We start from the raw sequence: 11,712 nt of genomic DNA, 5'->3' as shown, positions 1-11,712 counted from the left end.
AAAAGGGCTGAATCTTGAAGATTCAGCCTTTTAATTAACGAAATAAATCACTTATTTCATTAGGAACATGTTCATCTGGTAGAGAACCATACCATTCAGAACCGTCTTTAAGGATAAACTTGATATGATACGTATGTCCATCAGGATAGTCAGTGAAATTCTGAAGGGCTTCTTCTAAAACCTTCGTATCGGTTATTGTGAAGAACTGTTCTCCTTGTTTGAAAAATTCATCTACATCATACATATCCTTGTTTATTTTCTTCGGTCCTTTTGTTACTTCAGCTTTTACAATATCCTTCATCGTTATGCGAGCATCTTCTAAATAACCATGCTCATCAAGCCAGCTTGTAACCTCATCATATGATTTCTTCCATTCTAAATTATAAGATTCATATTGATGTTGTTGATCAGGTTGCTTACGGGCGAATTCAAAATAGCCCCATGAACTTGTTGGCGTTATTAAATCTTCTAGCGATTGTGAGAGTAATTCCTTTTCAATTACTTCGCTTAATTCCTTCATTTCATTTGGATCGGTTATCATGACGTTCTTTTGGACAGGGCCATTAGCCACTATATTTATTGACAGGGCCTTATCGTGTAATTGGAAAAATTCCGGAAGATTACGTTTATAAGGTTCTGCCTCCATGACAGGTTTTAATTGGCCTTTCATTAGTTGCATTGGTAGACTATATTCACGTGTCATCAATTTTCCATTGTTTAAGCGGTAAGAAATCAAGATATCCTCTTTATACATTTCTTCCCCGTTTTGAGATTCAATGAAATCCTTTTGCTGTGTAATATATTCATGGAGATTTCTTACATCTTGAATATAAAGCTTTGAATGTGAATAAACATCTGCATCATTCCGGGATAATTCCTGCATCGAATATTTATTGCCAAAGTAAACTTCACTAATTTGCTCCATTCGAGGAAGTTTGTTTTCATAGTTAATGAAGTCATTTTTAATGCTAAATAAAATAATGATAAAGATCGCGCTATAAACGATTAAACCAGTGAATACACGGAATTGAAAGATTCTCCATGTCTTTTGTAGAATCATTTCTGCCACGGCATAACCAATTACCGCTCCACACACATAACCAAAGATAATCCAATTCCAATTAAGGGCTCCTGCAGCAGAGAAATAAGATCCACCGACAATCATACAGCAAAATGTTACACCGTATTTAAAAACTGGCCTTAAAAACGGGAAGGCAATCACATCTGTTGCTTTTTCAAGCTGTCTCACTTTATAAAGACCAAGACCAATAAAGAAACAGCAAATGGTTAGGATAGTGTAAATCGTTATTTCTAGAATTGAAAATGGTTTTGTTTCACCCATAATACCGATAAATCGAAAGAATGGAGATAAATACTCAATTTTCTCATCAAGAAAAAAGGTAGAGTACCCGAAAAGTAAAAAGCTCAAATTATAGCTTACCATCGTTACCATTGCAATCGGTAAAAAGAGAAAAATATACGTTAAAATACCTTGTGCGCTTGACATACCTGTCATCATTCCAACGGCAACTGTGAAGAAAAACATCATGCACGTCAGTAGAATGATAAGGCCAGTCCATGAAAAAAGCTCTGATAACGTTAAAATTGACTGGAATTCTTCAATTGAATTCGTCACAAAGAATGTTACACAAGACGTTAGTAAGATTGGGATAATTAATAGTAATAGTCCACTTATGATATGACTGACATACAGCGTCTCTCTTCGAATGGGTAAGCTGTGAACCATATCGACAGCCGCTTCATTCTGAAGGTAGCGGAATAGAAGTAATCCAGCTGCAATTGGGATCGAAAAGAGGAAAAGTACTTGTACGTCTGGATTAATCATCATATAGTTTTTGTAATCTTCATAAATAACATAGTCTCTCGATGCAAGCTGTAAGAGTTCTAACGGTACTGTGAATAGTAAGCAAATAAAATAGACAATACTGATCCATCCGTGCTGCCTTAAATCCTGTTTGATTATTCCGCTTCTAAAGAAGGATTTTTTCGATGGCATATCCGACATCCTCCATTTCGTAAATAAATATTTCTTCTAAAGTTAGTGGTAAAAGGTCATACAAAAGTACTTCTGTCGAATGCACGATTTTAGAAATTTGGTCTTCATTGCCTCTGACAATAAGTAGCGAAACACTGCCTCTTTTTTCATGGTGAAGAATGTTTAACTGGTTTAATAGGTGTTCTTCATGAGTTGGATCTGCTAATGCAAGCTGAACTTTATGGGTGTCGGATTTTAAATCATCGATTTCCTTCTCAATGATGATTTTCCCTTGATGCATAATTCCAACGTGATCACAGAGATCTTCAATTTCACGAAGATTGTGAGAGGAAATAAGAACTGTCATTTCTCGCTCCGCAACGTCCTGAAATAATAGATTTTTGATTTTTTGTCTCATAACAGGGTCAAGACCGTCGATTGGCTCATCTAAAATTAGTACATCAGGCATTGCTGATAACGCAAGCCAAAAAGCGACCTGACGCTTCATCCCTTTAGATAAGCGATGAACCTTGCGATTTAAGTCAATATTAAATGCTGGTTTAAGTAGTTCAAATCGTTGTTGGTCCCAATGTGGATAATACTCTTTATATTGTGCAGCCATTTGAGCAACCGTCGCTTGAGGATAAAAATAAAGGACGTCTGGAATAAAGACTACCCGTTCTTTAATTGCTGCATTTTCGTAAACTGAGAGATTGTTGATCTTGATTGTTCCACGATCTTGGCGATTAATGCCGGCAATCATTTTTAAAAGTGATGTTTTACCCGCTCCATTTGAGCCAAGAAGGCCGTAGATAGATCCCTTTTTAACCGTAAGTGAAAGGTCGTTTACTGCCAAATGCTTATTGTATTTTTTGCTAATGGAATGAACTTGTATCATGACTGTTTATCCCCTTTTATTTGTTGATGTACTTCTTTAAACAAATCAGATAAATCCTCTTTTGTTAAGCCTAGATAAACGGCTTCTGCAATAAGCTTTTTCAAATCAGTCTTTAGCTCTGTTAATTTCTGTTCATTTGGCATTAGCTCAATTGCAGCAACAAAATTACCCTTGCCTTTGATCGAATAAAGGTATCCTTGACTTTCTAGCTCTCGATAAGCCCGTTGAATCGTATTCGGATTAACGGTTAATTGACTAGAAAGCATTCTCACCGATGGGAGCTGTTCATCAGGCTTGAGAACACGGATGATAATTAACTCTTTAATATTATCGACCAATTGCTCGTATATGGGCTTCCTGCTTCTCACATCTAATTGAAACATGAGTGACCCCTTTCGTGTTAATTGTATTAATATCATTAGTACAGATTGATTGTATAGGAAAAAAAGGAAAAAGGCAATATGGAAATGGAAGAATGAATAAGCTTGTCTCAACTAGTAGGGGAACATCTTGAGAGCGACCTTACATCGGGTTTCATAAATAACCTTTTCAGTTTAGTCTCCCCATAAATGTAGGAAATGAGCGGTGTTACTTATGTAAAGCTCTATGTGATTAACTTGAAAGGGGTAATTGTAGAGGGAAACTGTAGGTGTTTGCTATACTTGAAGATAAGTGATGTTTTTCTAAAAAGATAAGAAAGTATAAGTTTTTTGAATGTAGTTTTGGTGTCTAGCGCAAGCGTCTTAGCCCCGAAGCACAGGACGTGCAAGTGCAGTTACAGCGACAGGACGTCGCGTTCGTAACTGCCTCGGGGTCATAAGTCACACATGAATTGAAGGCAAAGAACTCCTTCTATTCATGTGCGTCTTATGCCATGCCTGAGGCTGAACAAGGCGCTTGCGCTTTTCTAATCAAAAGTTGACCGCATGGACTTTAGCTTTTCATAGCATTTCGTAACTGTTTTGCGATACAATATAACAATACTGTTTTAGAAGGATAGGATAAACGATGAGTATTTTACATGTTGAAAATTTATATAAAACATATGGCGAGAAAGTATTATTTGATCACATCTCTTTTGCAATTGCTGAGAAGCAAAGAATTGGCTTAATAGGTGTTAATGGCACAGGTAAATCGACATTATTAAAGGTTATCGCCGGTTTAGAATCAGCTGATTCAGGAGAAATTACTCACTCAAATACGATGCGAATTGAATATTTACCACAGCAGCCCGAATTAACAGAAGGCTTAACCGTGCTCGAACAAATATACTACGGTGACGCTCCGATTATGCGGGTCATGCGCGAATATGAGTTAGCTTTAAGTGAGCTTGAGAAAGATCCTGAAAATGAAACCAAGCTAAAGCAGTTAATGAATATGCAGCAAAAAATGGATCAAAATGATGCATGGGAAGCAAATACTGTCGCGAAAACAGTTTTGACCAAGCTTGGAGTGACAGATTTCACTAAGCAAGTAACTCATTTATCAGGGGGACAAAAGAAACGTGTTGCGATTGCAAAGGCCCTCATTCAACCTGCAGATATCTTAATTTTAGACGAACCGACGAACCACCTTGATAATGGAACAATCGAGTGGTTGGAAGGCTTTTTAGCTCAATATAGAGGATCGATTGTGTTAATCACACATGATCGCTACTTTCTAAATCGTGTGACGAATCAAATTTTCGAACTAGATCAGGGACAACTTTACACATATTCAGGTAACTATGAAGTTTTCTTAGAAAAGAAGGCAGAGAGAGAAATCAATGCTGAACATTCGGAGGAGAAAAGACAAAACCTGTTAAGACGTGAGCTTGCATGGCTTCGTCGTGGTGCAAAGGCAAGGTCAACAAAGCAAAAGGCTCGGATTGGCCGAGTGGAAGATCTCAGGGAGCAGAAAGGGCCAGCAGTAAGCAAGGACCTTGATTTTGCGATTGGTTCTACTCGCTTGGGAAAAAAGGTTTTGGAAATCGAGCATATTTCAAAATCATATGGTGGAAACACGTTAATCAATGACTTTAGTTATTTAGTAACACCAGGAGAAAGACTTGGGATTATTGGTCCAAATGGATCTGGAAAGTCAACGCTTCTTAATATTATGGCTGGACGGATTCAAGTTGATCATGGAACGATTGATGTTGGTTCAACGGTTCGAATCGGTTTTTATACACAAGAACATGAAGAAATGGATGAAAATCTCCGGGTTGTTGAATACATTAAAGAAACAGCAGAAATTGTTCATACAATTGATGGTCAGGTCATTACTGCAGAACAAATGCTGGAGCGCTTTTTATTTTCACGTTCAGCGCAATGGACATATATTCGTAAATTATCTGGTGGAGAAAGACGCCGCCTTTACTTATTAAAGGTTTTGATGGAAGAACCGAATGTCTTGTTTCTAGATGAACCGACAAATGATCTTGATACACAAACACTAAGTGTCCTAGAAGACTATTTAGATCAATTTCCAGGAGTCGTCCTGACGGTTTCACATGATCGCTATTTCTTGGACCGTGTTGTTGACCACTTACTTGTTTTTGAACGTAATGGACAAATTAGTCGTTTCCAAGGTAGCTACACTGATTATATGGAAGAGAGCGAACAACAGGAAGTGAAGCAGTCAAAAGCTGCCTCAACTGAAAAAGCTTCATATAAAAAGGAAAAGAAAAAGCGCCTTTCCTACAATGAACAACAGGAATGGGAGCAAATTGAAGATAAGATTACCAATCTTGAGGAAAGGTTGGAGCAATTAGAGCAAGGAATTGCTGCTGCTGGTAGTGATTTAGGCAAGGTTCAAGAGCTTTATAAAGAGCAAGAGCAAGTGACGGAACAATTAGAGGCCACGATGGAACGTTGGGAAGTATTATCGCTTCTCGTTGAAGAGATTGAACAAGGGAATTAACTACGAAAAGCGCAAGGCGCCCGCCTATCGGCGACAAGCACAAGATGAGCCGGCCAGAAAGGTTGTTCTTTAACCTTTTTGGTCGGATTGGCTTGTGACCTCGAGCCGATGGCGCCTTGCGCTGGACAGTTCTCGAAGCGAAAACTTATAATCTGATAAAGAAAGGACTTAATGCACATAACGTGCTTAAGTCCTTTCTTTATCAGATTATAAGTAGTTTACTTATCTTTGTATTTGAATAGCCCCTTATTTATACTAATCGTATGAGAAGTGAGAGTCATCGATTTCCGTTTCTTTCGGTAAAATTAATTCCCTTTCAAAATGAAAAGTGATTGTCAGACGATAAGAGGTGATCCAATTGATTGCAAAACAGCAACTAGAAAAAGAAGCGGTTCAATTTATTCGAACAGCGTACACCGAGCTTGGAAAAACAGAGCAAGAGATTGATGAAAGAGTGAGCATTATCAAGAATGAGATTGCAGAAACAGGCTATTACGAGCATACATTTGAAGAATTAGCACACGGGGCGAAAATGGCATGGAGAAATAGTAATAAATGCATTGGACGATTATTTTGGAATACATTGACTGTCTTTGATGAAAGACAAGCTAATTCAGAAGAAGCGGTGTTTCGTGCTCTACAACATCATATTTCTTTTGCGACGAATGAAGGTAAAATTAGACCAGCGATTACGATTTTCAAACCAAATAAAGGGGAAAAAGATAACATAAGACTATGGAATCATCAGCTCATTCGTTATGCAGGATATGAGACAGAAAGTGGAGTCATTGGTGATCCAGCATCGATTTCCTTTACAAAACAATGTGAAAAATTAGGTTGGAGCGGTAGTAAATCGCATTTTGATATTCTTCCACTCGTCATCCAATTAAACAGTCAAGATCCAAGGTGGATGCAATTAGCTGAAGGTGAAGTATTAGAGGTTGCGATTACTCATCCAGATCTGGCTGGTATAGAGGATTTGCATATAAAGTGGTATGCTGTTCCATTAATCTCAGACATGCGGTTAGAAATAGGCGGGATCGAATATACAGCTGCACCGTTTAATGGGTGGTATATGGGAACGGAAATTGGTGCCCGAAACTTAGCTGATTCCTACCGGTACAATTTATTGCCAAAGGTTGCCTCTATTATGAATCTAGATACAAGAAGCCATGCTAATCTTTGGAAGGATCGGGCATTGGTGGAATTGAATGTAGCCGTTATCTCTTCTTTTAAAAACGCAGGTGTAAGCATTGTAGACCATCATACAGCAGCACAGCAGTTTAAACGCTTTGAACAAAATGAAGCAGAAAGCTATAGACGGGTTACAGGAAATTGGACATGGCTCATCCCACCAGTTTCTCCAGCAACCACACATATTTTTCATAAAAGCTATAAAAATGAAATTGTAAAACCGAATTACTTTTATCAGGATATACCATATGTATAAGTTGAATTTACCTTTTACAACTGAACACACAATCGGTCAATGGCCTTTTGGGTGTTTGGTTCCGTTCACGAATAAAAGCTTGTATATTTCTGCCGATCTCTTTGACAGACGAATTAAAAACGTTATAAACAACATCTGATTTAAGCCACTTCCATAACCCTTCAATTAGATTTAATTCAGGACTGTAGGGAGGTAAAAACACAAATTCTAAGTGATGTTGGTTTTTATTTAGGTTCTGTTAATCTTTACTGTTGATTTTTGAATAAAACTAACGGAAACCCCCATTTTCCAAAGGGTTCCCTAAAAAAAATTACCGTTCGTTAATATGATGGCGAGTAAATTCTATCGGTATCAGTATCTAAAATAAAATCCACCTTAATCTGCTTTTTTATAAGTTGGATTTGAACAAGAACCTCTTTTCGTTATTTCAGGTTCCATAACTTCAATTAAAGGCAAAGAATTGGTCTTGTTAATAAGATCTAGCAATGAATTTACCATTTTTTCTGCTAATTGATTAACTGGAACACCTACACTCGTCAAGGGGGTTTCTAAACGAGCCATTTGTGGGATATTATCATATGAAATGATGGATATATCTTCAGGTACCTTTAAATTAAACTCATTAACTGCTCTTAAAATTCCAACACTTAGATCATAACTTCCATTAATTAATGCAGTCGGTAAGTTTGAACGTTGTAATAATTTTTTTGCAGCTGCATAACCATCATACCAAGTTAATCCATCCGTACTGATTATACTATCTTCATCTACTTTTAAGCCAATTTCATTCATTGCAACACGGAACCCTTTAAGCTTTTCAATTTGCCGTTTATCCGTTTGTGATGGAAAACCTACATAGCTTATTTTCTTGTGACCTAAGCGATTTAGATATAAGACGGCTTCATAGATCGATTTCCTATGATTGACATCAATGATTGGATAGGGATTATTACTTGATACCCCATGAGTTAAAATGGGGAGATTCGAATCAAAAGTTTTAACAAGTGGAGTTTCTGCTTCGAAGATAATGACCCCATCTACCCTGAATTTTTGGAACATTTCCACAGCATGATTCGTATCATTGATTGAAAGCATCATAAAATAGTTATTCTTCACGACTTGTTTATTTATTTCAGTAACGAGAGTTGATAAAGCTGTTTGTTCAATTGTCGGCCAAGCAAGGCCAATCGTGTTGCTTTTTTTTGACACAAGATTTTTTGCAACGAAGTTTGGAGTGTATCCTAAGTCTTTGGCCACCTGTAATATTTTTTTCTTTGTATCTGGTTTTACAAGCGGGCTATCATTTAAAGCTTTTGAAACCGTTGAATAACTTACTCCAGATACTTGTGCGATATCTTTAATCGTTACACTCATCATTAACCTCCACAAAATAATTAAAAAGAAAACGTTGAAAATTTGTAAAGGAGAACGTATAATGCAAAATAACAACGTTGTTAAAAAAATTATACATGATAATATCATCAGTGTACACGTTTAGCGAAAAATAACAACGTTGTTATTTTTCGCTAAAATACTAAACAAAATGCCATTCATAGAAATCAGATGAATGAATAATGGGGGGAGACTTCGTGAAAAAGATATTTTTGAATATTATTGTATGCGCTTTATTGGTAGGGATACTTTCCTCTTGCAGCAATACAGCCTCCGGGGATGAAAACTCTGTTACATTGAGGTTGGCACACAACCAAAGTGAGACTCACCCCGTTCATAAGTCATTAGTAGAATTTGCTAAGCTTGTCGAGGAGAAAACTGATGGATCAATAAAAGTGCAGTTATATCCAAATGGCCAGCTAGGATCTGAGCGTGAAGTGATTGAGTTAACACAGACAGGAGCAATTGATGTAGCTAAGGTTAGTGCAAGCGCATTAGAGAGCTTTAACGATGTTTACTCCTTATTTAGCCTTCCTTACTTATTTGATAATAAAGATCATTATTATCGCGTAATGGACAGTGATATTGCACAGGATATTTATCAAACGACAGATAAAATAGGTTTTATCGGTTTATCGTATTATGACTCAGGAATCCGCAACTTTTATACGAAAGATAAGCAGATCATGCATCCTGACGATTTAAAAGGCTTGAAAATTCGTGTTCAACCAAGTGCCACAGCGATCGAAATGATTAAATTAATGGGTGGCGCACCTACTCCGATGTCATTTGGTGAAGTGTATACGGCTATGCAGTCAGGTGTAATTGATGGTTCTGAAAACAATGAAACCGCTTTAACAGATAACAATCACGGAGAGGTAGCTAAACAATACTCGTACAGTGAACATTCAATTGTTCCAGATATCCTGATCATGAGCAATGAAAAATGGCAGGAGTTAACAGAAGAACAAAAACAAGCAATCTCTGAAGCTGCTAAAGAATCAACAGCGTTTCATAAAATAGTTTGGGATGAGGCCATTCAAAAAGCCATTAAGGATGCAAAAGAAAAGGGTGTGACGTTTAGTACACCAGACAAAGAGCCTTTCAAAAAAGCGGTTCAGCCACTTCATGATAAGTTCTCTGAAATGGAATCAACTGGAAATTACTATAAAGAAATTCGTGAACTGGCAAATCAAAATGAATAATGAAATGAAAAGGAGGAGATTAACATGCAGACAGTAAGAAAATGGATGGACCAAACTATTGCATTTTCGACATGTACGTTAATGGGGATTATGGTCCTAGTTTCAATATGGCAAGTATTTACAAGGTATGTATTGAATGCTCCAAGTACGTTTTCTGAGGAATTTTTAAGATATTCATTAATTTGGGTGTCTATGCTTGGTTCAGCTTATGTGTTTGGACAGAAGAAGCATTTTGCAATCGAATTTATCTTAGAAAAATTATCAAAAAAGAAAGCGCTTATTTTAAACATATTGATTGAAGTCGTTATCCTTGGCTTTGCTATCATCGTCATGGTCATCGGAGGTTCAAAAACAGTTCTGACCACGATGGCACAATCTTCTGCTGGACTTGGGATTCCGATGGGGTATGTATATCTCTCACTTCCAGTAAGCGGTATTCTCATTATTGGTTATAGTTTGCTTAGTCTTATTGAGGTAAAAAACAAACCAGAGGTAGATTTAGTTAATGATGATTTAGAAATGTCCTATCAAAAATTAAAAAGTAAAATATTAGAATAATAGGGGGTTGCATGACATGACTTTAACAGCAGGTATCATTCTGTTGGCAGTATTTTTTATACTGCTGTTTGCAGGAGTTCCAATCGCAATTAGTATTGCAGGAGCTTCCATTGCAACTATGTTAATCATATTCCCGTTTGATGTCGCAGTTTTTACATCTGCACAAAAGATGGTCACGGGACTTGATAGTTTTGCCTTATTAGCTGTTCCATTCTTTGTATTATCTGGAATTATTATGAATAACGGAGGGATTGCGATAAGGTTAATTAATCTAGCGAAGGTACTAGCCGGACGTACGCCGGGTTCATTAGATCATACGAATGTAATTGGTAATATGCTTTTCGGGTCAATTTCAGGTTCTTCAGTTGCTGCAGCTGCAGCAATTGGCCAGGTAATGGCCCCGTTACAAGAGAAAGATGGTTATGATCGAACGTACTCAGCAGCAGTAAATATTGCATCTGCACCAACAGGACTATTAATCCCTCCAAGCGGATTGCTCATTATTTATTCTTTAGTAAGTGGTGGTACTTCGGTTGCTGCATTATTCATGGCTGGTTATATACCTGGAATTTTGTGGGGTCTATCGACTATGGTCGTTGCCTACTTCATTGCGAAAAAAAAGAAGTATCCAATTACAAATAAGGTTACTTTCAAACAAGGCTTAAAGGTATTTCTTGATGCTATTCCAAGTCTGTTGCTAATTTTCATCGTACTTGGAGGGATTATTTACGGGGTTTTCACAGCAACAGAAGGAGCGGCGATAGCAGTTGCTTATTCAGTTATTTTATCGATTTTCTATAAATCTTTCAGTCTAAAAAAGCTTCCTGCTATGCTTCTCGAAACGGTTGAAATGACTGCGGTAATTATGTTAGTCATTGCAACATCGACAATCTTATCAATCGTCATGTCATTTACAGGTATACCAGAAGCGATCAGCAACGGGGTTTTAGGATTAACAGATAACCCGATTATTATTTTGCTTATGATGAATATCATTTTATTAATCATTGGAACATTTATCGATTTAGCACCAGCTGTGTTAATTTTCACACCGATCTTTTTGCCGATTGTTTCATCATTTGGCATGGATCCGGTCCATTTTGGAATTATGATGGCGTTTAATCTCTGCATCGGAAATATTACTCCGCCAGTAGGTGGTGCACTTTTTGCCGGGTGCAGTGTTGGAAAAGTGAGTATCGAACAAGTAACGAAACCTCTTTTTCCATTTTACGGAGCGATCACCATCGTTCTTTTACTAGTAACGTATATTCCAGAAGTTAGCTTATTTTTACCTAAACTATTTGGCTTATAA

The 11,712-nt window shown here is 37.2% G+C and carries 9 protein-coding genes and 1 pseudogene; 5 read left to right on the top strand and 5 right to left on the bottom strand.

What is annotated here, in order from left to right; all coding sequences use genetic code 11:
* Positions 1 to 34: 34 nt before the first annotated feature.
* Genes K9V48_RS05230 through K9V48_RS05220 form a run of 3 tightly spaced genes read right to left on the bottom strand, consistent with a single transcriptional unit; the run spans position 35 to position 3,277 of the window.
* The gene (locus K9V48_RS05230; RefSeq protein WP_224137503.1) at positions 35 to 2,017 is read right to left on the bottom strand and encodes a hypothetical protein; all 1,983 of its coding nucleotides are present in this window, start codon (positions 2,015 to 2,017) and stop codon (positions 35 to 37) included.
* Positions 1,992 to 2,894 (bottom strand): ABC transporter ATP-binding protein, encoded by a 903-nt coding sequence (locus K9V48_RS05225; protein ID WP_224137501.1) that lies wholly within the window; start codon positions 2,892 to 2,894, stop codon positions 1,992 to 1,994. The genes K9V48_RS05230 and K9V48_RS05225 overlap by 26 nt, the downstream gene beginning before the upstream one ends.
* A complete protein-coding gene (locus K9V48_RS05220; protein ID WP_224137499.1) occupies positions 2,891 to 3,277 on the bottom strand; it encodes a GntR family transcriptional regulator in 387 nt (128 codons plus the stop codon). The genes K9V48_RS05225 and K9V48_RS05220 overlap by 4 nt, the downstream gene beginning before the upstream one ends.
* Positions 3,278 to 3,902: 625 nt before the next feature.
* Between K9V48_RS05220 and K9V48_RS05215 the strand changes: the two genes are divergently transcribed.
* Positions 3,903 to 5,795, top strand: coding sequence for an ABC-F family ATP-binding cassette domain-containing protein (locus K9V48_RS05215; RefSeq protein ID WP_224137497.1), 1,893 nt, complete (start codon positions 3,903 to 3,905; stop codon positions 5,793 to 5,795).
* Between the two features lie 361 nt (positions 5,796 to 6,156).
* The gene (locus K9V48_RS05210; protein WP_224137546.1) at positions 6,157 to 7,245 is read left to right on the top strand and encodes a nitric oxide synthase oxygenase; all 1,089 of its coding nucleotides are present in this window, start codon (positions 6,157 to 6,159) and stop codon (positions 7,243 to 7,245) included.
* A 14-nt stretch (positions 7,246 to 7,259) separates the two neighbouring features.
* Here the strand turns inward: K9V48_RS05210 and K9V48_RS05205 are convergent.
* Positions 7,260 to 7,456 (bottom strand): annotated as a pseudogene (locus tag K9V48_RS05205) (transposase); the annotation flags it as partial.
* A 164-nt stretch (positions 7,457 to 7,620) separates the two neighbouring features.
* On the bottom strand, positions 7,621 to 8,619 hold the full coding sequence (locus K9V48_RS05200; protein WP_224137495.1) for a LacI family DNA-binding transcriptional regulator: 999 nt from the start codon (positions 8,617 to 8,619) through the stop codon (positions 7,621 to 7,623).
* Positions 8,620 to 8,834: 215 nt separating this feature from the next.
* Here K9V48_RS05200 and K9V48_RS05195 point away from each other — a divergent pair, with 215 nt between their 5' ends.
* The 3 genes from K9V48_RS05195 to K9V48_RS05185 are packed head-to-tail and all read left to right on the top strand — an operon-like array spanning position 8,835 to position 11,712.
* Entirely contained in the window at positions 8,835 to 9,842 is a 1,008-nt protein-coding gene (locus tag K9V48_RS05195) for a TRAP transporter substrate-binding protein (protein ID WP_224137493.1), read from the top strand.
* A gap of 24 nt (positions 9,843 to 9,866) precedes the next feature.
* Positions 9,867 to 10,400 carry a TRAP transporter small permease gene (locus tag K9V48_RS05190; RefSeq protein ID WP_224137491.1) on the top strand — a complete coding sequence of 178 codons (534 nt, stop codon included), beginning with the start codon at positions 9,867 to 9,869 and terminating at the stop codon, positions 10,398 to 10,400.
* A gap of 16 nt (positions 10,401 to 10,416) precedes the next feature.
* A complete protein-coding gene (locus K9V48_RS05185) occupies positions 10,417 to 11,712 on the top strand; it encodes a TRAP transporter large permease (protein ID WP_224137489.1) in 1,296 nt (431 codons plus the stop codon).

This window comes from Metabacillus rhizolycopersici, assembly GCF_020075705.1.
The sequence above is the reverse complement of the archived record's forward strand: the minus strand, read 5'-3'. Positions and strand labels throughout refer to the sequence as shown.

What these genes read in the sequence shown, in the direction of transcription:
- K9V48_RS05230 (WP_224137503.1), bottom strand. Translation starts at nt 2,017, where the DNA reads ATGCCATCGAAAAAATCCTTCTTTAGAAGCGGAATAATCAAACAGGAT.
- K9V48_RS05225 (WP_224137501.1), bottom strand. Translation starts at nt 2,894, where the DNA reads ATGATACAAGTTCATTCCATTAGCAAAAAATACAATAAGCATTTGGCA.
- K9V48_RS05220 (WP_224137499.1), bottom strand. Translation starts at nt 3,277, where the DNA reads ATGTTTCAATTAGATGTGAGAAGCAGGAAGCCCATATACGAGCAATTG.
- K9V48_RS05215 (WP_224137497.1), top strand. Translation starts at nt 3,903, where the DNA reads ATGAGTATTTTACATGTTGAAAATTTATATAAAACATATGGCGAGAAA.
- K9V48_RS05200 (WP_224137495.1), bottom strand. Translation starts at nt 8,619, where the DNA reads ATGAGTGTAACGATTAAAGATATCGCACAAGTATCTGGAGTAAGTTAT.
- K9V48_RS05190 (WP_224137491.1), top strand. Translation starts at nt 9,867, where the DNA reads ATGCAGACAGTAAGAAAATGGATGGACCAAACTATTGCATTTTCGACA.
- K9V48_RS05185 (WP_224137489.1), top strand. Translation starts at nt 10,417, where the DNA reads ATGACTTTAACAGCAGGTATCATTCTGTTGGCAGTATTTTTTATACTG.